23 protein-coding genes are annotated in these 25,139 nt (G+C 66.5%); 13 read left to right on the top strand and 10 right to left on the bottom strand.

The genetic code is table 11. The annotated features are described in order from the left end of the window. The first annotated feature begins 15 nt into the window (after window positions 1-15). The gene (locus tag RQI43_RS03940; RefSeq protein ID WP_056423634.1) at window positions 16-690 is read left to right on the top strand and encodes a GntR family transcriptional regulator; all 675 of its coding nucleotides are present in this window, start codon (window positions 16-18) and stop codon (window positions 688-690) included. A gap of 104 nt (window positions 691-794) precedes the next feature. Here the strand turns inward: RQI43_RS03940 and RQI43_RS03935 are convergent, their stop codons facing one another. Both RQI43_RS03935 and RQI43_RS03930 read right to left on the bottom strand, forming a co-directional pair. Beyond that, entirely contained in the window at window positions 795-2,471 is a 1,677-nt protein-coding gene (locus tag RQI43_RS03935; protein ID WP_311274270.1) for a methyl-accepting chemotaxis protein, read from the bottom strand. 128 nt (window positions 2,472-2,599) lie between these two features. Continuing rightward, the gene (locus RQI43_RS03930; protein ID WP_056423636.1) at window positions 2,600-3,256 is read right to left on the bottom strand and encodes a GntR family transcriptional regulator; all 657 of its coding nucleotides are present in this window, start codon (window positions 3,254-3,256) and stop codon (window positions 2,600-2,602) included. Between the two features lie 166 nt (window positions 3,257-3,422). On the opposite strand from RQI43_RS03930, the gene dctP reads away from it, so the two are divergent. From dctP to RQI43_RS03905, 5 genes are all read left to right on the top strand, one after another. Next, the gene (gene dctP / locus RQI43_RS03925; RefSeq protein ID WP_311274269.1) at window positions 3,423-4,442 is read left to right on the top strand and encodes a TRAP transporter substrate-binding protein DctP; all 1,020 of its coding nucleotides are present in this window, start codon (window positions 3,423-3,425) and stop codon (window positions 4,440-4,442) included. Further along, window positions 4,439-5,083, top strand: a complete 645-nt coding sequence (locus RQI43_RS03920; protein WP_311274268.1) for a TRAP transporter small permease — start codon at window positions 4,439-4,441, stop codon at window positions 5,081-5,083. The genes dctP and RQI43_RS03920 overlap by 4 nt, the downstream gene beginning before the upstream one ends. Beyond that, entirely contained in the window at window positions 5,080-6,432 is a 1,353-nt protein-coding gene (locus RQI43_RS03915; RefSeq protein WP_311274267.1) for a TRAP transporter large permease, read from the top strand. The genes RQI43_RS03920 and RQI43_RS03915 overlap by 4 nt, the downstream gene beginning before the upstream one ends. A gap of 134 nt (window positions 6,433-6,566) precedes the next feature. Then, on the top strand, window positions 6,567-6,869 hold the full coding sequence (locus RQI43_RS03910) for a BrnT family toxin (RefSeq protein WP_311274266.1): 303 nt from the start codon (window positions 6,567-6,569) through the stop codon (window positions 6,867-6,869). Further along, window positions 6,841-7,158, top strand: a complete 318-nt coding sequence (locus RQI43_RS03905; RefSeq protein ID WP_311274265.1) for a BrnA antitoxin family protein — start codon at window positions 6,841-6,843, stop codon at window positions 7,156-7,158. The genes RQI43_RS03910 and RQI43_RS03905 overlap by 29 nt, the downstream gene beginning before the upstream one ends. A 57-nt stretch (window positions 7,159-7,215) precedes the next feature. Here the strand turns inward: RQI43_RS03905 and RQI43_RS03900 are convergent, their stop codons facing one another. Then, window positions 7,216-7,812, bottom strand: coding sequence for a TIGR00730 family Rossman fold protein (locus tag RQI43_RS03900; protein ID WP_056423647.1), 597 nt, complete (start codon window positions 7,810-7,812; stop codon window positions 7,216-7,218). A gap of 214 nt (window positions 7,813-8,026) precedes the next feature. Between RQI43_RS03900 and RQI43_RS03895 the strand changes: the two genes are divergently transcribed. From RQI43_RS03895 to RQI43_RS03880, 4 genes are all read left to right on the top strand, one after another. Then, window positions 8,027-9,721: a LysM peptidoglycan-binding domain-containing protein gene (locus RQI43_RS03895; protein WP_056423649.1), complete on the top strand. Its 1,695-nt coding sequence runs from the start codon at window positions 8,027-8,029 to the stop codon at window positions 9,719-9,721. A gap of 129 nt (window positions 9,722-9,850) precedes the next feature. Continuing rightward, entirely contained in the window at window positions 9,851-11,818 is a 1,968-nt protein-coding gene (locus RQI43_RS03890) for an ABC transporter ATP-binding protein/permease (RefSeq protein ID WP_056423650.1), read from the top strand. 36 nt (window positions 11,819-11,854) lie between these two features. Next, window positions 11,855-12,100, top strand: a complete 246-nt coding sequence (locus RQI43_RS03885) for an ADP-ribosylglycohydrolase family protein (RefSeq protein ID WP_056423652.1) — start codon at window positions 11,855-11,857, stop codon at window positions 12,098-12,100. A 103-nt stretch (window positions 12,101-12,203) separates the two neighbouring features. After that, window positions 12,204-13,379, top strand: a complete 1,176-nt coding sequence (locus RQI43_RS03880) for an MFS transporter (protein WP_056423654.1) — start codon at window positions 12,204-12,206, stop codon at window positions 13,377-13,379. A 99-nt stretch (window positions 13,380-13,478) separates the two neighbouring features. Here RQI43_RS03880 and RQI43_RS03875 read toward each other — a convergent pair whose 3' ends face one another. From RQI43_RS03875 to RQI43_RS03860, 4 genes are all read right to left on the bottom strand, one after another. Then, window positions 13,479-13,799, bottom strand: coding sequence for a hypothetical protein (locus RQI43_RS03875; protein ID WP_056423656.1), 321 nt, complete (start codon window positions 13,797-13,799; stop codon window positions 13,479-13,481). A gap of 68 nt (window positions 13,800-13,867) precedes the next feature. Beyond that, window positions 13,868-14,641 carry an ABC transporter ATP-binding protein gene (locus tag RQI43_RS03870; protein ID WP_056423658.1) on the bottom strand — a complete coding sequence of 258 codons (774 nt, stop codon included), beginning with the start codon at window positions 14,639-14,641 and terminating at the stop codon, window positions 13,868-13,870. Then, window positions 14,638-15,678 carry an iron ABC transporter permease gene (locus RQI43_RS03865; RefSeq protein ID WP_311274264.1) on the bottom strand — a complete coding sequence of 347 codons (1,041 nt, stop codon included), beginning with the start codon at window positions 15,676-15,678 and terminating at the stop codon, window positions 14,638-14,640. Before RQI43_RS03865 ends, RQI43_RS03870 begins: the two co-directional genes overlap by 4 nt. Next, window positions 15,675-16,772: an iron ABC transporter substrate-binding protein gene (locus RQI43_RS03860; protein ID WP_405030546.1), complete on the bottom strand. Its 1,098-nt coding sequence runs from the start codon at window positions 16,770-16,772 to the stop codon at window positions 15,675-15,677. The genes RQI43_RS03865 and RQI43_RS03860 overlap by 4 nt, the downstream gene beginning before the upstream one ends. Window positions 16,773-17,079: 307 nt before the next feature. Here RQI43_RS03860 and RQI43_RS03855 point away from each other — a divergent pair, with 307 nt between their 5' ends. Continuing rightward, window positions 17,080-18,396, top strand: coding sequence for a UDP-glucose/GDP-mannose dehydrogenase family protein (locus RQI43_RS03855; protein WP_207410063.1), 1,317 nt, complete (start codon window positions 17,080-17,082; stop codon window positions 18,394-18,396). A 13-nt stretch (window positions 18,397-18,409) separates the two neighbouring features. On the opposite strand, the gene RQI43_RS03850 is transcribed toward RQI43_RS03855, so the two are convergent. Together RQI43_RS03850 and RQI43_RS03845 are read right to left on the bottom strand one after the other, a co-directional pair. Then, window positions 18,410-19,396: a M10 family metallopeptidase C-terminal domain-containing protein gene (locus RQI43_RS03850; RefSeq protein ID WP_311274263.1), complete on the bottom strand. Its 987-nt coding sequence runs from the start codon at window positions 19,394-19,396 to the stop codon at window positions 18,410-18,412. Window positions 19,397-19,596: 200 nt separating this feature from the next. Next, window positions 19,597-21,573 carry an acyl CoA:acetate/3-ketoacid CoA transferase gene (locus RQI43_RS03845; RefSeq protein ID WP_056161468.1) on the bottom strand — a complete coding sequence of 659 codons (1,977 nt, stop codon included), beginning with the start codon at window positions 21,571-21,573 and terminating at the stop codon, window positions 19,597-19,599. A 512-nt stretch (window positions 21,574-22,085) separates the two neighbouring features. On the opposite strand from RQI43_RS03845, the gene RQI43_RS03840 reads away from it, so the two are divergent. Further along, a complete protein-coding gene (locus RQI43_RS03840) occupies window positions 22,086-23,006 on the top strand; it encodes a bestrophin family protein (protein WP_311274262.1) in 921 nt (306 codons plus the stop codon). A gap of 23 nt (window positions 23,007-23,029) precedes the next feature. Here RQI43_RS03840 and RQI43_RS03835 read toward each other — a convergent pair whose 3' ends face one another. Next, complete coding sequence (locus RQI43_RS03835) at window positions 23,030-24,175, bottom strand: type II asparaginase (protein ID WP_311274261.1); 1,146 nt, start codon at window positions 24,173-24,175, stop codon at window positions 23,030-23,032. Window positions 24,176-24,526: 351 nt separating this feature from the next. Between RQI43_RS03835 and RQI43_RS03830 the strand changes: the two genes are divergently transcribed. Continuing rightward, window positions 24,527-24,994, top strand: a complete 468-nt coding sequence (locus tag RQI43_RS03830) for a MarR family winged helix-turn-helix transcriptional regulator (RefSeq protein WP_056423669.1) — start codon at window positions 24,527-24,529, stop codon at window positions 24,992-24,994. Window positions 24,995-25,139: the final 145 nt, after the last annotated feature.

Genomic DNA, 25,139 nt, shown 5'->3' with positions numbered 1-25,139 from the left:
AAGACCTACGCCCCCATGGAAAAGCTCGACTCGGCGATCGGGATCAATCGTCGCTACCTCCATGACGAAGTCGTGGACCGGATGCGGGATCTGATTCAGTCGGGAGAGCTCGAACCGCGCGCGCGGGTGAATGAAAGCGAGCTTACCGAGCGGTTCGGCATCTCGCGCACACCGCTTCGCGAAGCGATCAAGATCCTCGCCACCGAGGGGCTGCTCGAATTGCTGCCGAACCGGGGTGCCCGGGTGGCCAGCCTGTCTCAGGCCGAGATCGAGGAGATGATCGAGGTCATCGCCGGACTCGAGGCGACGGCTGCCGATCTCGCCTGCCGCACGATCGGCGACGACGAGATCGCCGCCATCGAGCAGGACCATCACGACATGGTCAAGGCCTGGAAGGACGGCGAGGAAGCCACGTATTTCCGGCTCAACCGCGCGATCCACGAGGCGATCATGGCGGCCAGCCGCAACTCGGTGCTGGGCACCATCTATGCGAGCCTGTCCGGCCGCATTCAGCGATCGCGCTACGCTGTCCACCAGACCGCCGAGCAGTGGAGCCGGGCCGTCTCCGAGCATGAGCGGATGATCGCGCTGCTCCACGCCCGTGATGGCGAGGCGCTGGCCACGGTCATGCGCGACCATATCCGCTCGAAGACCCCGGTCATCGCCGAGAATTTCGGCGCCGGTGAGTGAAGACCGGGACTTGGTATCACCCCGGCATTCCGTGATCGGCAATCCCGAAGCTCCGCTATCCGGACCCCGGGACGCCGTGGCGTGACGACGTTGGGCGGTGCTGATCAGGCGGCGCGGATCGTTGCGAGGAACTGAGCCACTTCCGCGTTGAGATGCTCCGATTCGCGTGAGAGCTCGGAGGCCGAAGCCAGGACCTGAGAGGCCGCGGCGCCCGTCTCCTCGGCGGCGCCCGCCACGCTCGCGATGGTGGTCGTCACCTCGCCGGTCCCCTCCGCGGCCTGGTTGATGTTGCGTACGATTTCCTGCGTCGCCGCACCCTGCTCCTCGACTGCCGCGGCGATCGACGTCGCAACGGTGCTGATCTCGCGGATGCGGGCCGTGATGGTCTCGATGGCCGTGACGGCTTGACCGGTGGAGCCCTGGATCCGGCTGATCTGGCTGCCGATCTCGTCTGTCGCCCGCGCGGTCTGGTTGGCGAGTTCCTTGACCTCCGCCGCCACGACGGCGAAGCCCCGGCCCGCCTCACCGGCCCGCGCGGCCTCGATGGTGGCGTTCAACGCGAGGAGGTTGGTCTGGCCCGCGATGGTGGCGATCATAGCGACGACGTCGCCGATCTTTGCGGCCGCATCGCTCAGATCCTTCATCTGCGCACCTGTCCGCGTCGCATCCTCCACCGCACGGTGAGCCAAGCTAGTGGAGCCATCGACCTGACGGCCGATCTCCATGACGGACGAGCCGAGCTCCTCGGCCGCCGCCGCCACCATGGTGACGTTGGTGCCCGCCTGCTCCGCCGCTGCCGCCACGGAGACCGATTGCTGCGCGGTCTGCGTCGCCGTGCCCGACATGCTCTGTGAGGTCGCGCGCAACTGGGTCGCCGCCGCCGAGACGCGGGTCAGGATATCGCCGACCGCATTCTCGAAACCATCGGCCAATGCGAGGGCGGCGATCTTGCGCTGGGTCTCTGAATCGGCACGGGCCTGCGCGGTTTCGGCTTCCAGGATACGGGTCCGCACCAGATTGTCCCGGAACGTGTCGAGGGTACCGGCCATCGCGCCGATCTCGTCGGTCCGCCCGATACCGGGGATCGCCACATCGGTCTCGCCGGAGGCCAGCCGGCGCATCGCCGCCGTGATCCGCTCGATGGGACGTGACACGCCGAGGAGAGCGAACGCCATGGCGGCCAGCGCCATGGCGACGGAAATGGCGAGCATCGTCCGTGTGGTGAGGACCGCCTCGGCCTGTTCTTCGCGCGCCGCCACGCTCGCGGTGGTCCCGGCCTGCCCATTGAGCTCTACGAGCTTGCGCGCGGCGGCGGTCGCGGCGAGGTACTCGGCATTCATCGGGCCGCGAAAGCGCTCGGTCAGCGACGCGCGCTGGCTGGTATCGATCTCGAGCAGGGCGTTCCAACCCTTCTGCAGGACCTGCCATTTGGCGGAGAAGTCCTCGAACAACGCCTGTTCCGAGGGCGAGCTGATGAGGGGAAGATAGGCTGCTCTGCCCTTCTCGGCGTTTTGAATCATGTCGCCGACGTTCTTGATGCTCAGGGCACGCTCGGCCTCGTCATCCGCCATCAGATACCGGAACTGCCAAAGGCGGGTCCGCATGACCAGCGCGCTCAGGCTATGGGCCGCATCGACGGAGGGGAGCGCGTTCGAGGCCAGCAATTCGATACGGCCACCGATGGCGTCGAGCTTCCGCAAGGCAACCACACCCTGCACCGTCGTAATGATGGCGAGCGCGGTGAAGAGGCCGATGAGCGTTGTCTTGATGGAGGGGCGCATGAAACGGTCCAGGGTAACGAGCGAGTCTGTGCAAGAGCGCCGTAACCATGGGGGGCAATCCCTAATGATTATTTTGCCCCCGCCCGAAAGCCTCATCAGAGACATCGACTGTTGTCATCAGGCCGATCTCACGCTGCGTTGTTGATCGAGCGCAGATTGACCACCAGATCGGAAAAGCGGTCCCCCTGTACGATGACGTGGGCACGCAGTCGGTCCGCCGCTGCGATCTCGTCGCCGGCGACGATGGCGGCGACGATAGCTTCGTGCTCGGCGAGGGATTGCCCGAGCCTGTGGCGCGCTCGCAACTGCATCCGGCGGAACGGGGTCAGGCGCCGGTGCAGGAGCCGCGCCTGCTCGCACAGGAAGTCGTTGCGGCAGGCCCGATAAATCACCGTATGGAAGACGTAGTTCTCTTGGTAGTAGGTCTCGGGATCGCCATCCGCCGCCGCTACGGCACAGGCTGCGAGAGCCTGTTTCAGGGCCTTCTCGTCGGCCGGAATCAGCCGGCGCGCGGCGAGCCGGCCGCATGAGGCCTCGATTTCTGCCATCGTCTCGAACATGGCGATGAGCAACTCAGGATCGGGGGCGCTCACGATGGCACCCCGGCGCGGCTTGATCTCCACGAGGCCGGTCATCGCGAGTTGCAGCAGAGCCTCACGGATCGGCGTGCGCGAGACTCCGAAGCGCTCGGCAAGCTCGGTCTCATCGAGGCGGGAGCCGAGGGCCAACCGGCCATCCACGATCTCCGTCTCGATCGTCTGCCGGAGGCTGAGCGATCGGCTCATAGCGATTCCACCCTTGTGTTTCCAATCGAAATTCGCATTCTCTATTATTCATGGGCGTTGACAAAATATACAAGACATAGTTCGCTGGTATATCGAATGGGCGTTGCAGTATAAATGTTGCGCCGCAATACAGCGAGACCGCAAAGGTTCGCATGGGAGAGACGCCATGACGTTGACACGCCGCGCCCTCGTCGCATCCGGCCTCGCCGCCCCCACCATCCTATCGCTGGGGTTGAAGGCACAGGCGGCCACCACACTGAAGCTCTCCCACCAGTTCCCTGGCGGCACGATCGATGAGGGCGATTTCCGCGATCGCATGTGCCGGAAGTTCGCCGCCATGCTGGCCGAGCGGTCGAAGGGCGCGCTGGAGGTGCAGGTCTATCCGGGCTCGTCCCTGATGAAGACGAACGCCCAGTTCGGTGCCATGCGCAAAGGCGCGCTCGACCTGTCGCTCTACCCGTCACCTTACGCGGGCGGCGAGGTGGCCGAGATGAATATCGGCCTGATGCCGGCGCTGGTGAGTTCCTACGAGCAGGCCATCGCCTGGAAGAAGGCGCCGGTCGGCCGGAAGATCACCGAGATCCTCGATTCGAAGGGCATCCTCCTCGTGTCGTGGGTCTGGCAATCGGGCGGCGTCGCCAGCCGCGAGCGTCCCCTCTACGCGCCCGCGGATGCCAAGGGCCTCAAGGTGCGCGGCGGCTCGCGTGAGATGGACCTGATGATGAAACAGGCCGGTGCGGCCACCCTGTCGATCCCGTCGAGCGAATCCTACGCCGCCATGCAGACCGGCGCCTGCGATGCGGTCATCACCTCCTCCACCAGCCTGATCTCGTTCCGCCTGGAGGAACTGTCGAAGTCTCTCACCTCGGGTCGCGAGCGCTCCTACTGGTTCATGCTCGAGCCGATCATGATGTCGAAGATCGCGTTCGACCGCCTGCCCAAGGACCAGCAGGACCTCATCATGGCGATCGGAGCCGAACTCGAACCCTTCGGGCAGGCCGGCGCCAAGGCGGACGACACCAAGGTCGAGGAGATTTTTACCAAGGCCGGGGCCAAGGTTCAGAACCTCGACGAGAAGACGCTGGGCCAATGGCGCGACATCGCCCGCGAGACCGCCTGGAAGGACTTCGCGGGCAAGTCCGCGAGCTGCGCCGAGCTCCTCAAGCTGGCGGAGCAGGTCTCGTGAGCCACGCTTTCGACGCGGCCTCGGCCGCTTCAGAGACCGCTATCGCCGCGCCCGAACCCCGGATTCCCGGTGTGCTCGGGCATCTCGACCGGGGCATGAAGGCGATCAACCGGGTGATCATGCTGCTCGGCGGCATTGCCCTGGTCTGTGCCTGCCTCGTGCTCAGCTACAGCGTGGTCGTGCGCTACGCCCTGCACGAGCCCACCGACTGGCAGGACGAGATGGCGGTGTTCCTCATCGTGGGGGCCACCTTCTTCTCCGCCGCCGCCGTGCAGGCCAAGCGCGGCCACGTTGCAATCGAGGCCCTGAGCGGCCTGCTCTCGCCCCGTGTGAACCGCGCCCGCCTGTTGATGGCCGACATCATCAGCATCGTGTTCGTCACGTTCTTCGCCTGGAAGAGCTGGACCCTGCTGCACGAGGCCTGGGTGGACGGCCAGGTTTCGCAATCCTCCTGGGGCCCGCCCCTGTGGATCCCCTACGCGCTGATGGCGGTGGGGATGACTTTCCTCGGCCTGCAATTCCTATTGCAGATCATCGAGGCGCTGACCTACGGCCCGCGCGCGGCCGGCTGGGCCAATCCGAAGGTCGGCCTCGGCGCCGATCTCAATGCACCTTCCCTCAAGACGGGTACCCACCCATGAGCGTCGCGGCCATCGGCTTCCTCTATGCGGGCGCCACGCTCAGCGCGATGCTCGCCGGCATTCCCATCGCCTTCGCGCTCGGCTTCGTGGCGCTGGCGTTCATGTTCTTCTTCATGCCCGGGGCCTCCCTCGATACGGTGGCGCAGAACGTCTACGAGGAGATGGCCTCCATCACCCTCCTGTCGATCCCGCTCTTCATCCTGAAAGGCGCAGCCATCGGCCGTAGCCGGGCGGGTCAGGACCTCTACTCGGCCATGCATGCCTGGATGCACAAGATTCCGGGCGGCCTCGGCATCGCCAACGTCTTCGCCTGCGCGCTCTTCGCCGCCATGGCGGGATCCTCGCCCGCCACCTGCTCGGCCATCGGCTCGGCGGGCATCCCGGAGATGAGGAAGCGCGGCTACTCGCCGGGCTTCGCCGCCGGGATCATCGCGGCGGGCGGTACCCTCGGCATCCTGCTGCCGCCCTCCATCACCATGATCCTCTACGCTGTAGCCGCCGAGCAGTCGCTCGGACGCCTGTTCCTCGCCGGCATCGGGCCGGGCATGCTCCTGGTCGGGCTGTTCGCAGCCTGGTCGGTCTATCGCTTCCGCTCGGAATACGCCGCTGCGAAAGACGCCTATGAGCGTCACGGCACCGCCTCGGCCATCCTGGCCGAGGACACCTACAGCATGCGCCAGCGCTTCTCGACGCTGCCGCGCGTGCTGCCCTTCGTGATCCTGCTCACCGGCGTGATGGTGGCGCTCTATGGCGGCTATGCCACGCCCTCCGAGACGGCGGGCCTCGGTGGCCTGCTGGCCCTTGGGCTCATCGCCATCATCTACGGCGTCTGGCGCCCGAAAGACGTGAATCCGATCCTCGCCGCGACCCTGCGGGAATCGACCATGCTGATGCTCATCATCGGCATGTCGCTCCTCTACGCCTACGTGATGAGCTACCTGCACATCTCCCAATCGGCGGCGGCCGCCATCGTGGCGATGCAGCTGTCCAAATGGGTGCTGTTGGTGACGATCCTCGGCCTCGTGATCCTGCTCGGCTTCTTCCTGCCGCCGGTCTCGATCATCCTGATGACCGCGCCGATCATCCTGCCGCCGCTGAAGGCCGCCGGGTTCGACCTCGTCTGGTTCGGCGTGGTGATGACCATCACCATGGAGATGGGGCTGATCCACCCGCCGGTGGGCCTCAACATCTTCGTCATCAAGAACATTGCCCCCGACATCCCGCTGAAGGACATCATCTGGGGCACGCTGCCCTTCGTGATCCTGATGGGCGTGGCGATCCTGATTCTCTGCCTCGTCCCCGGCATCGCCATGTGGCTCCCGAACTGGCTGTTGCCGACGACGCGGTAGGAATTCAGAGCGGTCGGCGACGGGCGGTTCGGACCCTAACAGTCCGGACCGCCTTTCGGCGTCCGGAACAGGCTGGTTCATCTCGACCTGACGCCTCGATGTAATTACAATAGTGTCGTTACACCGAGGCGGTGATGCTGCGTTTCATCTGGGACCCGGTCAAAGCCGCGAGCAATCTCAGAAAGCACCGCGTCACCTTCGCGATCGCCACGCGCGTCTTCGCCGATCCATACGCGCTCATGGAGCAGGATCGGATCGAAGGCGGCGAGCGCCGCTGGTTGACGGTCGGTCTCGTCGACGGATTGCTGGTTCTGGCGGTCGCACACACCGTCACGGACGAGGAGGACGGTTCGGAGACAATCCGGATCATCTCGGCCCGGGTGGCGGATCGACGGGAACGGAGGTTCTATGAGCAAGAACGATCACGTTGGATATGAATTCGATCCTCATCATCCGCCGGCTCTCACCGCTGCGGAGAGAGCCGAAATCGAAGCGCTGGCCGCCTTGCCGGATGACGATATCGACCGGTCTGATATCCCACCGCTCACGGAGACCTTCTTCGCGGGTGCCGTCCGCAACCCGTTCTACCGACCGGTCAAAATGCAGCTCACCACACGGGTCGACGCCGACGTCCTGGCTTGGCTGAAAGCCGGCGGCCGCGGCTATCAGACCAAGCTCAATGCGATCCTGCGACAGGCGATGCTGCGCGAAGCCGCCAAGGATTAGAACCTCGAGCCGAAATGCCGATTTGGATCAAGGCCCCCGACCTGCGTGGCTCAGCCGTCAGAACCGCTCGGTCACGAAAGCCTCCGCCTCCGGCGAGGTCTCCGTCGATTCGGTGCGCAGCAGGCCGATGACCTCGGCGGCGTCTTTAGCCACGAGGTAGTTCAGCTCCAGCCCCTCGCGGATGAAGCCCTGGTCGCGCATATGGTCGAGGAGCGTCAGCAGGGGTGTCCAGAAATCGGCGATCGAGAGCAGCAGGATCGGCTTCTTGTGCCGGCCGAGCTGCGCCCAGGTCAGCTGTTCCACGAGTTCCTCGAGGGTTCCGATGCCGCCCGGCAGCGCCACGAAGGCGTCCGACCGCTCGAACATCAGGCGCTTGCGGGTATGCATGTCGCCGACGACGATCGTCTCCTGGATGTCGTCGAGCATCCGCTCGCGCGATTTCAGGAAGTCGGGGATGATGCCGGTGACATGGCCGCCGGCATCGAGCACTGCCTGCGCGACTGTGCCCATCAGCCCGACATTGCCGCCGCCATAGACGAGGCCGAGCCCGGCATCCGCCAGGGCGCGGCCAAGCGTCGCCGCGGCCTCGGCGAAGGCCGGATCGCCGCCGAAGCCCGAGCCGCAATAGACGCAGACATTCTTCACCGCGGCCATGCCGAGCCTCCCACGGTGAGGGGCAGACAGGCACCGCCCAGGGGCCAAACTGCTGATTTCGTGAATGATCCCGCCTTTCGGGGGGAAGCGCGATTTGGTGTTGAGATCATGTCGGCTAGTATGTCGCCATCAATCGACGCTTTGTCGACAGCCAGAGTCGAAACCCGGCGATGTTATCTGCCGCAAAGTCGATGGATTTGAGGAGAGCGGTGCCATGACGGCGGAATGGCGGCGAGGCCTGATTCTCGCGGGCGGCGGCCTGCTGGCCGGATTCGCCCTGGTCGTCGTGCTGTTCGGCGCGGGCGAGATGGTCAAGCGCGTTCAGGGCGACAAGCAGCCCGTGGCTGCGGCGGCGCTGCCCCGGTCGAATGAGACCAGCACGCCGGAATCGCGAGCGGCCGAATCGCCCGCGGCCGCCGGCTCGCCGGTGACGCCGCCCGTGCGCCGCGAGGAGGGGGCTTCGACGACGCCGGGAAAGTCGCCGTCGGGGGGGCGGGGCGCCACCGGACAGACGGGCAATCCATCCGCCGCGCAGGACCAGGCGCAGGCCCCGACCTTCGATATCATTCGCGTCGAGCCGACAGGCGAGACCGTGATCGCCGGTCGCGGAACGCCCAACACTACGGTCGAGATGCTACGCGACAACCATCCGATTGCCCGTGCGCTCATCGACCCGTCCGGCCAGTTTGCCATCGTCCCGCCTGCGCTCCCCGCCGGTAGCAGCGAGATCACACTGAGTTCCATCGGGGCCGACGGACAAGGTCGTCAGGCGCGGGAAACCGTCATGGTTGTGGTGTCCGCCGACCGCACCACCAAACCGCTCATCGCTCTGACTTCGCCCGACAAACCTACCGTCGTCCTGTCGCAGCCGGATCGTCCGACGGATGCGGCTTCGGCCAAGGTGGCGCGGAATGTACGGAAGGACACCGATCCGGCCCCGGCCGGCGCTGCGGGCCGGGCTTCCGCCGATGCCGCAAAGGGGAGCGTCGGCAAGGCTCTCGCGGGCCGAACCGACAGCGCCAAGTCTGGGAGTGACAAGTCTGATAGTGGCAAGCCTGACGCTGGCAAGCCTGAAGATGCCAGGCCTGAAACGGCCAAGCCGGATGCCGTGCCGGTCAAGGTCGTCAGCGTCGATGCGGAGGAGGGCGGCCGCCTTTTCGTGACCGGACAAGCGCCGGCCGGTGCCACCGTGCGCCTCTACATCAACGACACGCTGATCGCCCCCGGCAGTGTCGGCGCCGACGGACGTGTCTCGTTCACGATCGGGCGCGGCGTCGCCCCCGGGGATTACCGGATCCGCATCGATCAGGTCGATCCGGTCTCCGGCAAGGTGAAGAACCGGTCCGAGGTCGGCTTCGCCATGCCGAACGCGGCAAAGCCCGCTCTCGGCATCGGGCAGGAGGCGCCGGCCAACGGCGTGGCGGCCCTGACGCCACCCGCTCTTCCGAACAAGCCCTTGCCAAGCGCGGCGCTGGCGGCGAGGACGCATGCCAAGTTCGCCGGAGCCCAGGGATACGGGACCCTTCCATCCCCGTCCGAGCGTCTGGCTCAGGGGGCGCCGCAGGATGCCACGCCGAGCGCGCCTGCGTCTCCGATGACGATCGGCCGGTCGCAGCCGGGACCCACCACCGGCGAGGCTGGCGCGACATCTGCTCAGGCCCCGGCGAGCCAGCCCTCGGCCGCGCCGCAGAATGTGTTCGTGCCGGAGATCAACACGGCTCGGATCACGCGCGGCGACAGCCTCTGGCAGATCAGTCGGCGCGTCTATGGAAGAGGGACCCGATACACGGTGATCTTCGACGCCAACCAGCCGCAGATCCGTAATCCCGATCTGATCTATCCCGGCCAGATCTTCGTCGTGCCGTCCGAGAGCGCGTCGACTCTGCCTGAGGACAAGCGTCGTAGCTGAGACGAGGCGCGGTACCGCGCAGTCTGCAGCCCGGCCCTGCGCCGCCGGGTGCCTGTCTGGAACGGTTCGAGAGACTATATCGGGGGCTGAGTTCGTCCACTCCCGGTTCATCCTCCCGAGTCTGTCTGAATGACCACCGATCCCACTGCCGTGGCGAACGGCGGCACGCCGCCGCCCGAGCGTCCCGGCCTGTTCGCCACGTATCGGCGCCTGTGGCCTTACCTCTGGCCCCATACCCGGCCGGACCTGCAGCGGCGTGTCTTCCTCGCCTTTGGCCTCCTCCTCGTCGCGAAATTCGTGACGATGCTGACGCCCTTCACCTTCAAATGGGCGACCGACGCCCTCGTGGCGGCGGTGGGGGACAAGGACGGCCTCGGCGCCACGCTCCCCACGGGCCTGTTCGCGGCGCCGATGCTGATGATCGGGCTCTACGGCCTGTCACGCGTGATCATGGCCTTGCTCACCCAGGTGCGCGACGGGCTCTTCGCCAAGGTGGCGATGCATGCGGTGCGTCGCCTCGCGCTCCAGACTTTCGAGCATATGCACCGGCTCTCCCTGCGCTTCCATCTGGAGCGTAAGACCGGGGGCCTCACCCGCGTGCTCGAACGCGGCCGCGGCGGCATCGAAGAGCTTTCGCGCCTGATGGTGCTGACGCTGGTTCCCACCATCGTCGAGTTCGTGCTGGTGATCGGCGTCCTCGCCTACGAGTTCGACTGGCTCTACTCGTTCGTCGTCTTCGTCATGGTGGCCGCCTATCTCGCCTTCACCTGGAAGGCGACGCAATGGCGGATCGAGATCCGCCGGCGGATGAACAACTCGGATACCGACGCGAACACCAAGGCGGTCGATTCGCTGCTCAATTTCGAGACCGTGAAGTATTTCGGTGCCGAACGCCGCGAGGCTGAACGCTACGATAGCTCCATGGCCAAATACGAGACAGCGTCGACCCAGACCTACGTTTCGCTCGCCGTGCTCAATGCCGGTCAGGCTTTGATCTTCACCATCGGCATGACGGTGGTGATGTGGCTCGCCGCGCGGGACATCATGGCCGGGCGAACCACGCTCGGCGGCTTCGTCCTCGTGAATACCATGCTGATCCAGCTCTCCATGCCGCTCAACTTCATGGGCATGATCTACCGCGAGATCAAACAGGCGTTGATCGACATCGACGACATGTTCCGGATCCTGCATCGCAACCCGGAAATCGCCGACAGGCCCGGCGCCAAACCTCTTGCGGTCTCGGCCGGTGTGGTCCGGTTCGAGGACGTGCGCTTCGCCTACGATCCGGCACGGCCGATCCTGCGCGGCGTCAGCTTCGAGGTGCCGGCCGGGCGTACGATTGCCATCGTCGGCCCGTCGGGGGCGGGTAAATCGACCCTGTCGCGCCTACTGTTCCGGTTCTACGAGCCGCAATCCGGCCGCATCCTCATCGACGGCCAGGACATTGCCTCCGTCGAGCAGGGCAGCCTGCGGGCCGCCATCGGCATGGTCCCGCAGGACACCGTGCTGTTCAACGACACGATCGGCTACAACATCCGCTACGGCCAGTGGGATGCGAGCGACGAGGCGGTGCGCGAGGCCGCCCGCCTCGCCCAGATCGACCGGTTCGTCTCCGCTTTGCCGGAAGGCTACGACACGCCGGTGGGCGAGCGCGGCCTGAAGCTCTCGGGCGGCGAGAAACAGCGCGTCGCCATCGCCCGTACGATCCTGAAGGGCCCGCCGATCCTCGTCCTCGACGAGGCGACCTCGGCCCTCGATTCCTTCACCGAGCGCGAGATCCAAGACGCCCTCGACAAGGTCAGCCGCGGTCGGACCACCCTGGTCATCGCCCACCGCCTGTCGACGGTGGTGAATGCCGACGAAATCATCGTTCTCGACCGGGGCGTCATCGTCGAGCGCGGCGACCACCCGACCCTGCTCGATCTCGGCGGGGTCTACGCTTCCCTCTGGAGCCGCCAGCGCGAAGCCGACGAGGCCCGAGAGATCCTCAAGCGCGCCGAGGAGGAGCGGGTCGATGACGAGGTCCTGCCCTCGGTGGAGCGTGTGGCCCCTCAACCGAAAAGGCCCGTCGTACCCGAGCCGATGCCCGCCGAATAACGTATCGCAACGGGCGGTACGTAATCATCTGTCGTCGTGTCCGGCTACGTGTTCCACACGCTGGAGGCGGCGCTCCGGTCGGTCGGCAGCACCGAGACCTTCGAGGACGTGCTGATCCTGACCGTCAATCTTGGCGAGGACGCCGATACGGTCGGTGCCGTCACCGGCCAGCTCGCAGGCGCCCTCTACGGCGCCTCGGCGATCCCCGAACGCTGGCTCCGGCCCCTCGCCTGGCGCGAGCGGATCGTCGATCTCGCCGATGCCTTGGCGGCGAAAGCCTGATACCGGGCGCATCGCGCGTTGCCGTCATGATCCGCGTATGGAAAACACCCGTGCGGACGCTCGTGCGAGGGTCGGCCGGATCGTCCCCGTTTCGAGGGTGTGTATGACCGTAGCGCCAACGGCCTTCTCGACCACGCGCCTGATCGTGATCCTGGCTTTCGCCGGCTTCGCCAGCACCTTTGCCGGACGGGCCATCGAGCCCCTCGTCGGCGTGCTCGCCCGCGATCTGCAGAGCGATCCGCATACGGTGGCACTTCTCTCGACGGCCTTCGCGCTGCCCTATGCGCTGATCCAGCCGATCCTCGGGCCGGTCGGGGATTCGTTGGGCAAGGAACGGGTCATCGCGGTCTGTCTCGGCATCCTCACCCTGGCGCTTGCCGGATGCGCGGTCTCGGCCGATCTCACCGTGCTGTTCGGGCTCCGCATCCTGGCGGGCGCGGCGGCGGGCGGCGTCATTCCCCTGGCGCTCGCCCTCATGGGCGACCGTATCCCGCTGGAGCGCCGACAGGTCGCCATTGGCCGGTTCCTCGTCGCTGTCATCCTCGGCCAATTGTCCGGCTCGACCTTCGCCGGTCTCATCGAGGCCGATGTCGGTTGGAAGGGCGTCTTCGCCATCACGGCGGCGGTGGCGGCCCTCGGCTGTGCGGCTGCGATCCTCGGCTTCGAATGGGCGGCCGGCGCGGCACCCAAACGCTTCGCGCTGGGCGAAGCGGTGGCCCGCTACCGCACCATCGTCGCGATCCCCCGTGCGCGGGTCCTGTTCATCGCCGTCTTCGTGGAGGCCATCGCAGTCTTCGGCATCTTTCCCCATCTCGCGCCGTTGATCGAGGCGCGCGGGGAGGGCGGCCCCCGCGAGGCCGGGCTGGCACTGGCGGGCTTCGCCGCCGGTGGTTTGCTCTACTCGGCCTTCGTCGCCGTGCTCCTGCGCCTCCTCGGGATGCGGCGGATGCTGATCGGCGGAGGCGTAATCTGCGCCGGCGCCCTTCTGGTCATCGGCAGCGCGGCAAGCTGGCAGGTGGATTGCGCGGCCCTGGTGGCGTTGGGCCTCGGCTTCTACATGCTCCACAACACCTTTCAGGTGCAGGTCACCGAGGTGGCACCGACGGCCCGCGCCTCGGCGGTTTCGCTCCACGCCTTCTCGTTCTTCTGTGGCCAGGCTTTGGGAGTCGCGATCCTCGGCTCGGCGCTTCAGGGCCTCGGCCAGTTCACCGCCCTCGCGCTCTGCGCCCTCGTGATCCTGAGTGTCGGCAGCTTCAGCGCAAAGCTTCTCGCGCGCTGAAGCTCCGCTTCCCGACATCGCCGGCTCGCGCAAATCGGGATCTCGTGTTCCCATCGGCGATGCAGACGGAAGCGATCGTGGGATGACGCGATGGTTCCGCTATGCCGCCTCCAGCCCCGCATACCACTCGGCATAGGTCGTGTTCGTGACCATGCGGCGGTTCTGGTCGGGCGTGCCGTCCGTCCACCAGACGGGGCCGCGCTCGCCGAGGCCGTGCTTGGCGGCGTCGACCGCCGCGCGGGCGCGCTTCATAGCGGCCTCGTCGCCCGAGCGCTTGGCCTCCTTCACCGCCCGCCGCGCATCCATCAGTGCCTTGACGAGATGCTCCCGCTTCTCTTCGCTCAAGTTCGGATTGGTACGCCGCCAGAGCCGTCCCTTGACGACGATGTAGCGGCCGTCGGGGGTCTCCAGCACTGGCATCGGGCATCCCGTCCCATCATCGCGGCAGGTCGGCAGGGCAACGCGCGGGTGGCCACAGGTGTGCCGCGTCAGCGGGGCAGGATCGCCGTGCAGATGAAGCGCCCGCCGCCCGGCAGGGGCACGATGGCGACGTCGACTCCGTAGAGGAGGCGCAGGGTCTCCGGCGTGACGGCTTCCTCCGGTCTGCCGAGCGCCAGGAGCCGGCCCTCGTGCAGGAGCGCCACCCGATCGCAGAGGAAGGCGTGGTCGGGGTCGTGCGTCGAGAGAACGACGCCCATGCCGCGTTCCTTGAGGCGCCGCACTTGGTCGAGGACGCGGGCCTGGTTGCCGAAATCCAGGCTCGCGGTTGGCTCGTCCATGACGAGGAAGCGCGGCTCCCCGGCGAGAGCCCTGGCAATGAGGACGAGTTGGCGCTCGCCACCGCTGATCTCCGTGTAACGCCGCTCGGACAGATGCCGGATACCGAGGGTTGCCAGGGCCTCGAGGGCGATCGCCGCGTCCGCTTTGCCGGGCGCCGCGAAGGCACCGAGGCGGCTCGCCCGCCCCATCAGCACCACGTCCTGAACCCTGAAGGGGAAGAAGGCGGCATGAGCCTGCGGAACGTAGGCGACGCTCCGCGCGAACCGCGCCCGCGACCACGTCGCCACATCTTCGCCGTCGAGGAGGATTCGCCCCGCCTGGGCCGGAAGCAGGCCGAGGAGGGTCTTGAAGAGGGTAGTCTTGCCGCCGCCATTCGGGCCCAGAAGGCCAAGCACCTCGCCCGCCTTTAAGGTGAAGTCGATGCCCTCGCCGAGGGGCTTGGCGCCGTAGCCGAAAGCGAGGTTCTGGACCTCCAGGCTCAAGCCCAGCCCCCCTTCGCGGTGGCCAGGAGCCAGAGGAAGAACGGTGCGCCGATGAGCGCGGTGAGGATGCCCAGCGGCACCTCGATGGGCGCGACGGTGCGGGCGACGAGATCCACCGCGAGGAGATAGCCCGCCCCCATCAGAAGGGAGGCCAGCAGCAGGCGGCGGAAATCCGGGCCGACGATCAGCCGCGCCACATGCGGGATGATGAGGCCGATCCAGCCGATCACGCCGGTGACCGAGACGGCGGCGGCGGTCACCAGCGTCGCGGCGGCGATGAACAACGGCCGCAGCAAACGTGTCTCCACGCCCAGCGCACGGGCCTCCTCCTCGCCGAGACTCATCAGGTTCATCCGCCAGGCGAACAGGACGAGCGGCAGCAGGCCGAGCACCATGGCCGGCAGGATCGCTCCGACATCGCCGAGGCTGACGGAGGCGAGGCTGCCGAGCAGCCAGTAGGTGATGGCGGGCAGCTGGTTATAGGGGTCGGCCAGCACCTTGAGCAGCGAGATCGCGGAGCCCAGCACCGCTCCGATGGCGACGCCGGCCAGCACCAGGGTGAGCACCGGATCGTGCCGCCGCACCGCGAGGCCCACCGCATAGACCGCGCCCACGGCGAGCAATCCCCCGGCGAAGGCGAGGAGCTGGATCGCACCCACGGGGAGCGAGAGGAAGATACCGAGTACGGCACCGAGGCTCGCCCCCGCCGAGACGCCGAGGATATCGGGCGAGACCAGGGGATTGCGAAACAGGCCCTGGTAGGTCGAGCCCGCCGCAGCGAGGGCAGCGCCGACGACGAGGCTCGCCGCCACGCGCGGCAGGCGCACCTGCAGCACGACGATCTGCGCGGTCGGATCGATGGAAGAGGTCAGCCCGAGCAGTTTCGCCCAGAGGATGCGCGCTACATCGGCGACGGGCACGGAGTACTTGCCCGTCGCCAGCGACACCAGGACCAGCATCACCAGCGCGATGAGCGGGAGTACGCCCGCCACCGCGAAGCGCAAGGCGGGCCGGGCTGCCAGGGAGGAGGCTGTCACGGGCGGGCCGCCCCTGCATCCTTCAGTAGGGTTTCCAGCTGCGCCGCGTCGAGGTCCACGTGGTAGAAGCGCGTGTAGAAATCGCGCGTGATGCTCTCCATCGGCTCGGGGAAGAGGTCGGGATACAGCCGTCCCGCGAGCCAGCGCAGGCCGATCAGGCGGTTGATTCCCGGCGGCGAGTCGAACCAGCCGAAGGGCAGGCGCGGCGTCTGGTAGACCCGGCCGGCGCGAACGGCCCGTAGCGTGCTCCAGAGCGGATCGGTGGATATGGTCCGGTGGAAAGCCGGGTCGAGGGTGACGATGGCGTCGGGGTCCCAGGCCAGGACCTGTTCCGGCGAGATCGTGGTGAGCCCCGTGGCGCCCCCGCCCTCCGCGACATTGCAAGCGCCGGCCAGGTCGAGGAGCTCGGTATTGATCGAGCCCGAAACCCCCGTCTCCAATCCGCGTGGCCCACGAGCGTAGTAGACGCGCGGTCGCCTGTCGGCAGGGATCGAGGTGATCCGGTCCTTCACCTCGGCGATCATCGCCTCCGCATGGGCGGCGAGATCCCTGGCCCGCTCTTGCACTCCCACCAGATCGCCGAGCTTGGCATAGGTCTCGCCCGTCCGGTCGATGCCGCCGTCGAGGAGAATGTAGGGGATGCCCGTCTGCGCCTGCACCCGGTCGGCGAGGGACGCATAGGTCGATGCCGTGCTGCCCACGTCGATGATGAGGTCCGGCTTCAGAGTGAGCACGGCCTCGACATTGGCGGTATTGCCCCGGCCGGTGAGCCGGCCATAAGCGGGCAGGCCACGCGTGTCAGGTGACAGGAAGGCGGCCTCGTCGGGGGAGGGGGCGCGGACCCAGCCGATCATGGTCTCGGGCGCCAGTGTGTAGAGCAGGACCGAGGCCGGCGGACCGGCGGCGAGGATGCGGCGCGCGCGCTCTGGCACCTCCACTTTGCGCCCGGCCGCATCGACGAAGGGGCGGGCAGCGCCTGCCTCTACGGTGAAGACGAGGCCCATCAGAGCCATCGCGGCGGCTGCGAGCACCTGCGTCGCGCGGGACGAAACCTGTCTGCGGCCGGCGGCCGGCGGGATGAAGCGAAGGATCATGGCCGATATCGTATCATGGCGGCGGACGCTGCGCTCCGCGACGCACGCGCCGGGATCGCCCCGAGACCCGGAGTGACCGAACCGGCCTCTCGTTTGTCATCCGCGAGGGGCTGCTATACAGCCCCGGTCCATCGATCCGCCCGGCGGAGGTGAAGGCAGCGAGACCTGCCGACGTGATGGTCCGCTATCCTCCCGGTCCGGTGGGGCCGAGGGTGGCAAGCGCCCGATCCGTCATGGATCTGTCACCGCCGGCGGCGAGAGACGGTTGGTCGAGACGCCCGATCGAGGCGGCCGAGGAGAGAGCCTGATGAAGATCGCGATGATCGGCGCGGGGTATGTCGGCCTGGTCTCCGGTGCGTGCTTCGCCGATTTCGGCCACACGGTCTGTTGCGTCGACAACGATCCGGCCAAGATCGAGGCGCTCGAGCAGGGGCGTATCCCGATCTTCGAACCGGGCCTCAATACGCTGGTGGCCGACAATGTCCGCCAGAACCGGCTGACCTTCGCCACCGACCTGACGAGCGCGGTCGCCGCCGCCGACACGGTGTTCATCGCGGTGGGCACGCCGTCCCGGCGGGGCGACGGCTTCGCCGATCTCTCCTACGTCTATGCGGCGGCCCGTGACATCGCCGCCGCGCTCACCGGCTATACCGTGGTGGTGACCAAATCCACGGTTCCCGTCGGCACCGGAGACGAGGTCGAGCGCATCATCCGCGAGGCGCGGCCCGATGCCGATTTCGCCGTGGTGTCGAACCCCGAATTCCTGCGCGAAGGCGCGGCGATCGGCGATTTCAAACGGCCGGACCGCATCGTCATCGGGGCGGACGATGCCCGCGCGGCCAGCGTCATGAACGAGGTCTACCGCCCGCTCTATCTCAACCAGGCGCCGATCCTCGTCACGGGCCGCCGCACGGCGGAACTGACGAAATACGCCGCCAACGCGTTCCTCGCCACCAAGATCACGTTCATCAACGAGATCGCCGATCTCTGCGAGCAGGTCGGCGCCAACGTCCAGGAGGTCGCGCGCGGCATCGGCCTCGACAATCGCATCGGCTCGAAATTCCTGCATGCGGGGCCGGGCTATGGCGGCTCGTGCTTCCCCAAGGATACCCTGGCGCTGGTGAAGACGGCGCAGGATTGCGGCACGCCGATCCGGCTCGTCGAAGCGGTGGTCGCCGTCAACGACCAGCGCAAGCGGGCGATGGCGCGCAAGATCGTCACCGCCTGCGGCGGCTCGGTGAGGGGCAAGACCATCGCGCTCCTCGGCCTCACCTTCAAACCGAATACCGACGACATGCGCGACGCGCCGTCCCTGTCCATCGTCGCCGGCCTGCAGGATGCCGGCGCCCGCATCCGCGCGCACGACCCGGAGGGGATGGAGGGCGCGAAGCACCTGATGCCCGACATCGCCTATGCGGACGACCCCTACTCCTGTGCCGAAGGGGCGGACGCCCTCGTCATCGTCACCGAGTGGAACGCCTTCCGCGCCCTCGATTGGGCGCTGCTCGCCGACAGCATGGCCGCCCGGGTGGTAGTGGACCTGCGCAACGTCTACCGGGGCGAGGACGTGGCCCGCCACGGCTTCCACTATGTCGGCATCGGCGTGCCGACGCCGGAGGCGTGAACCGCCCGCGGGATCAGAGGATGAAGTCGCTCGCCTGAAGGCCGCCGACGATGGCCTTCAACAGGATCTGGAAATCGGCCCGTCCATTCCCGTCGACATCGCCTTCGAGGAACGTGGAGCTTCCGGACACCCGCATATGCAGGTCGCCGGCTTGGGCGAGGGCGGCATCGCCGATGAAGGTGAAGCCCTGGTCGCCCTCGGCACCGGTCACCGCCTGGATCGCCGAGAGGTCGATCCGGTCCTGGCCCAAAGCAAAATCCGTGATCGTGTCGTAAGTTTTGCCGGCAAGGCTGTCCGAGATGGCCCGGAAGGCGAAGGTGTCGTTGCCGACGCCGCCCGTGAGCGTATCCTTCCCCACGCCGCCCACGAGGATGTCGCTGCCGCCCCCGCCCTTCAGCTTGTTCGCCGCATCGTTGCCGAGAAGCACGTTGTCGAGCGTGTTGCCGGTGCCGTTGATGGCCGCGTTCCCCGTCAGGGTCAGGTTCTCGATGAACTGCTTACCGAGGGAGAACGAAATGGAGGCCTCGACGCGGTCGGTGCCCGCCATCGGACGCTCGAACACCCGGTCGCCGATATTGTCGACGATGTAGACGTCGTCGCCACCGCCACCGGTCATCGAATCCGCCCCGGCATAGCCATCGAGGAGATCGGCGTATTTCGATCCGGTGAGGGTGTCGTCGCCCGACAGAATCGCGGCTCGAACGGTCCCGGCATCCTGCTCGCGATAGATGAGAGCCTGATCAGCCGTGATGGCGAGCCCCTGGATCTCCAGGAGGGTACTGGCGCCGTAGAACAGGGTGACGCCATTAGTCACGCCCGTGACGGGGTAGGGGCCGGCCTCGTAGGAGAACCCGGAGCCGACGATGTCGAAGAAGATGTCCTCGCTCAGCGAGGCGCGAAAACCCGTCTCGACCTGATGGGAATAGCTGACCTGCTCGTCATACGAATAAATGTCGATCGTATGCGCATCCAAGGGCAGCGAGGATTTGATCGTAACCACGGACGCGTTCTCCATCACCTCGCCCGCCCGTTCCCCGAGGGGAGCGGGCGGTGTCGATGATGTGATTGCAACCGAAACCTGAGAAAGGCTTAAGGCCGAGCATCCGCCCTGTGGGCGGAGCGGTCGGTCGCCGCAGCATGACGCTGCACTTCATCCCGAGCGGCACGCCGCCTCCGAGCCTTACCCGGAGGCGGCATTTCTCACGCCGCCGCGTCGATGGCCGTAGAGGCGCGCCGCACCTTGCGGTCCATGCCGTCGAGGAAGGCGTGGGCGTCTTCCTTACGCTCGAAGACATGCGGGGCGAGGCCGCGATTGTTGAGCGCTTCTTCCATCTTGAGACGCAGGAAGGCGCTCGTCGCGTAGCGCGTGGTGGTGAGATAGTAGTTCGCCGACAGGTATTGGATCATGCTTGCGTAATCGTCGTACAGGTTCTCGTTGATGCGAAACCCGTCATGGTTGACCACCGAGTTGACCCGTTGGCCGGCCTTCTTGCAGGCATCGACCAGGACCTTGCGCAGGTCGTCGATGTCGCTCTTGATGCGGGCGTGCCAGCCTTCGAGGTTGAGGAAGAGGATGTTGCGCTCGGCGTCGTAGCTGACCCGTTCCGGCAGGTTGAGGTTGAGGAGATCCGAGAGCAGTTCCATCGGCTCGTCCCGGAACAGTCGCGCATCCATCTGCGCCGGGTGCTTGATGATCGGCGTGAAGCCCATATGGGGCAGGATATCGCGCTCGATATCGATGCCCGGTGCCACCTCGATGAGTTCGAGCCCTTCGTCGGTGAGCTGGAAGACACAACGCTCGGTGACGTAGATCACCGGCTGCGAACGCTTCTGCGCATAGGGACCGCTGAAGGTGATCTGCTCCACCTGCGGCAGGAATTTCTGCGAGCGTCCCTCGGTGACGATCTTGAGCTTGCCGTCTTCGATCGTGGTCTCCAGGCCGCCCACGGTGAAGGTGCCGGCGAAGACGACGCTCCGCGCGTTCTGGCTGATGTTGATGAAGCCGCCGCAGCCGTTGAGCTTGCCGCCGAACGCACTGGTGTTGACGTTGCCGTGCTGGTCGCACTCGGCCATGCCGAGGCAGGTCATGTCGAGGCCGCCGCCATCGTAGAAGTCGAACATCTGGTTCTGGTCGATGACGCAATCGGCATTCGTCGCCGCGCCGAAGCTCGACCCGGAAGCGAGCACGCCGCCCACGGCCCCGGCCTCTGTGGTGAGGGTGATGTAGGGCGTCACCTTCTCCTCGTTGGCCACCGCCGAGATCCCCTCGGGAGCGCCGACGCCGAGATTGACCACGCCGTTCGGCGGCAATTCGAAAGCCGCGCGGCGGGCGATGATCTTGCGGGCGTCGAGCTTCATCTTCTTCATGCCGCTCACCGGCACGCGGATCTGGCCGGCCAGCGCCGCGTCGTGCTGCACGCCGTAATTCATGCGGTGCATCTCGGGCTCGGCCAGCACCACGCAATCGACGAGGATGCCCGGCACCCGCACGTCCTTGGGCAACAGGAAGCCGTCATCGACGATGCGCTCCACCTGCGCGATGACGATGCCGCCATTGTTTCGCGCGGCCATGGCCTGGGCCAGGCAGTCGAGGGTGAGAGCCTCCTTCTCGAAGGAGATGTTGCCGGCCGGGTCCGCCGAGGTGCCGCGGATGAAGGCGACGTCGATCTTGGTGGCGGTGTAGAACAGCCATTCCTCGCCATCGACCTCCACGAGCTTGACGATCTCGTCCGTCGTCACCTCGTTCACGCGGGCGCCGCCATGGCGCGGATCGACATAGGTATGCAGGCCGACCTTGGAGAAGAGGCCGGGCTGGCCGGCGGCGCAGGCGCGGTAGAGCTGCGAGATCACGCCCTGGGGCAGGTTGTAGCCGACGATCTTGTTGTCCTGGGCGGCCTTGGCCACTTTCGGCATGCGGCCGAAATTTGCGGCGATGACACGCTTCAGCAGGCCCTCGTGGTGGAGGCGGCCGGTGCCGAGGCCTTTGCTGTCGCCGGCGCCGGCGGTCATGATCAGGGTCAGGCCGCGCGGGGCGCCCGTGTCGACGAAGCGCTTCTCCAGAGCGGCATGGAGCGCCTCCGGGATGCAGCTCTGGACGAACCCCGTCGTGGTGACGACGTCGTCATGCCGGATGAGGGCGATCGCCTCCTCGGCCGTGATCACCTTATTTTTCTTCATCGACCGGTCTATCCTCAGAGCGCCTCCCGCATCCCGGCCCTAACGCAAGTGATATTTTGCATAATGCCGTGGATGAGGAAGTCTTGTTTGGCGCAGGCAGCGTAAAGATACGGTCCAGTTTTCGCAAGGGTCCGGTCTAGCGCCAGTCGCGGCGTTCGCGTCTTGTTGCAGTGCAGCGTTAGCCCGAGTTTTCATGTCCGGACTGCCGGCATTTCCAGTGATCAGCGAGGATTGCGTCTAATCCTTAGGGCTCGCCATCATTGGCTGAACACTTGTGCGGTGCGAGAAGGTCGAAAGTATTCAACATTTCGAATTTTGGTGGCGATTCGTTCCACCGTTGTCGGTCCCAACCTCGTGTCTCTCATTCGAACGCACGACGTTGGGGCGGTTGGTCGCTGGTCCGCGTTCGTCACGAGAGCTTGCCTTGCCGGGAGCCGCTAGGTGACGCAGGCTCGGGGATGCCGGTCCTTGGCCTCGACCGGTGATCCCCCCAACGAAACCATAAGTCGTCGATGATCGTCCGTTCGCGTCCCAATCTCATGGCGGTGCTTTTCACGCTCCAGGGCTCGATCCTGCCGCGGGTCGCGCTGAAGGTGAGTTTCATCACCGTGGCGGCCATCGTCGTCGTGGCTGTCGAGCGGGCTTGGCCCCATCCTTTCCCGATGAGCGCGGGGATCGGGCCTTTCACCCTGGTCGGGCTGGCTCTCTCGATCTTCCTGAGCTTCCGCAACGGCGCCTGCTACGACCGCTGGTGGGAGGCGCGCAAAGCCTGGGGAACGCTGATCCTCGAAGCGAGGGCGTTCGCCCGGCTCCTGACGGCGCTCCTGCCCGAGGAGCGGCACGACGCGTTGCGAAGCCGCGCACTGAAACGCGTGATGGGCTTTGCCAAGGCCCTCCACGCGCAAATGCGGCGCGAGGACGAGGTGGCGGCCGCAACCCCCTGGCTGTCCGAGGCGGAGGCCGCGCCCCTTCGCGACCGCCCGAGCATCGCCGACGCCGTGCTCGTGCACCTCACGGCCGATCTCGGACGAACACAGCGGGCCGGTGCTCTGACCGACATCCAGTTCGGCTTCCTCGAGCAGAAGATCGCGGCCCTCGGCCAGGTCCAGATCGTGTGCGAGCGCATCCAGGGCACCCCGCTGCCCTTCGCCTATACCCTGCTTCTCTACCGGACGGCCTGGATCTACTGCCTGCTCCTGCCCTTCGGTCTGGCGGGCACGCTGGGCTGGGTGACGCCGCTCGTGACGGCACTCGTCGCCTATACGTTCTTCGGCCTCGATGCCCTCGGAGACGAGTTGGAGGACCCGTTCGGCACCGAGCCCAACGATCTCCCCCTCGACGCACTGGTCCGCGTCGTGGAGGGGATCGTCCTCGACGCATCGGGGGAGCCCGCGCCGCCGCCTCTCGCGCCGGAGGGCTTCCTCCTGCGCTGAGGCGTGGCGCGAGCGGTGGGGGCTCAGTACTCCCAGAAGATCCGCTGAAGCTCCTTGGTGTCCTGCGTCTTCGTCAGGGCCACGGCGGCGAGGATCTTGGCCTTCTGCGGGTTGAGGTCGTGGGCGACGACCCAATCGTACTTGTCGTCCGGCTGTTCGGCATTGCGCAGGACGAAGCCGTCGCCGACGCGGGACGAACGGATGATTTGCACGCCCTTGGAGCGGATGTCCTTCAGGGTATCGACGAGGTAGCCAGCCACCGAGCCGTTGCCGGTGCCCGCATGGATGATGGCCTTCGCGCCCGTTGTGACGGCGGAGGTGTAGGGCTCGGGGTGCATGTTGCCCGAGCCGTAGACGATGGCGACGTCCGGCAGGGTATCGATGGAATCGATGTCGAACTCGGAAGTGGTGCCGTGGCGCTTCACCGGCGCGCGGAACCAATAGGTCTTGCCCTCCACCACCATGCCGAGGGGTCCCCACTGGCTGAAGAAAGCCGAGGGCTTGATGTTGACGCGCTTGGTGGTGTCGCGTCCGGCCTGGATCTCGTCGTTCATCGTGAGGAGCACGCCCTTGGCGCGGGCATCCTTCGCGCCAGCCACCACTACGGCATCGAGAAGGTTGAGGGCGCCATCGGCCGAGATCGCCGTGGAGGGCCGCATGGAGGCGACCATGACGATGGGCTTGTCGGTCTTCACCACGAGGTTGAGGAAATAGGCCGTCTCCTCCACGGTGTCGGTACCGTGGGTGATGACCACTCCATCCACGTCGTCGCGCTTGACCAAGGCGGAGACCTGCTTGGCGAGTTGAATCAACTGTGCGTTGGTGAAGCTCTCCGAGGCGATCTGGAACGCCTGCTCGCCGCGTACCTCAGCCACCTGTGCGATGGCCGGCACGGCGGCGATGAGCTTATCCACCGGAACCTTCGCCGCCTGATAGGTGGCGCTGTTGGCGGCATCCGCACCCGCGCCCGCGATCGTGCCGCCCGTGGCGACGATGACCACGCGGGGCTTTGTCGTCGTGGCCGGGGCCGCCGCTTCACCGGGTTTGGCCGGTGCCGGGCCTTCGAGAGCGATGGCTGGGAGCGGCGCGAGGGACAATCCGACGCTCAGAGCCAGGGCGAAGGCGATCGGACGACCGGTGGGCCGGTAAGCGGGAGGAACAAGCTGCATCGTGGTATCCTGTCACAGGCTGGAAGACGGCATTGTGGCCGCTCCCCCCGCTCACGCCCAGGCCAAAAAGGCGGCGGTCACAGGCTGTTCCGGCGTCATTCCTTCGACATCGTAACTGGAGGGGCGATCCTGCTGCCCGGCTCGGCCGATCCGGCGCATCCGCCTGCCGCGATCGAAGCATGGGTCCGCTTCACCGATCGGGTAAATGCTTGCAATCGGAATGAAATGGCGAGACTTTCGTGTTGTGGGCTGTCACGGCCCGGTACGACGTACGAGACCCAAGCGCGAGGAACCGATGACGCCGCTTGGGCATCGCGCCGGCCTGATCCGGGGATAGATCGCGTGGTGTATATGGTCGACGCTCCGGAGGAGCATACAGGCTCCACGACGGACCCTTTGCTGCTCGATAATCAGCTCTGTTACGCCCTCTACGCTGCCGCTCACCGGATCACCCGGTCCTACCGCCCGATGCTGGAGCGGATGGGGCTGACCTACCCGCAATATCTGGTCCTCCTCGTCCTCTGGGAGACCGACGGCGTCACGGTGTCGGATATCGGTCGCCGGCTGCGTCTCGATTCCGGAACCTTGACGCCCGTTCTCAAGCGGCTCGAAACCGCAGGTTTCCTGATCCGTCACCGGCGACAGAGCGATGAGCGCGAAGTCGAGATCCAACTGACCCAGCAGGGGCGCGACCTGCGGGCCGAGGCACGGCTCGTGCGGGAATCGGTGATGTGCCAGCTCAACATGTCAGAGCCGGAGGTGCAGGCTATGCGGGCCGACCTGAATGCCCTGATCGAGAACCTCAGCGTCGCCGGCTGAAGGCCGTCTCCGGCATGGCCGAGACGCCGTTCGGTCGACCGCCCGTCGTGGTCGCACTGTCACAATCGCGCTGTACGCTCCGTTCCGATATCATCTTATTATCCTATGCTATCGATATGGTTTGCCGGATAAGTTTTACCTTGAG

It is taken from the genome of Methylobacterium sp. WCS2018Hpa-22 (genome assembly GCF_031843785.1).
In the GTDB taxonomy this organism is placed as follows: Bacteria; Pseudomonadota; Alphaproteobacteria; order Rhizobiales; family Beijerinckiaceae; genus Methylobacterium.
This window is presented reverse-complemented; position numbering and strand designations above follow the sequence as displayed.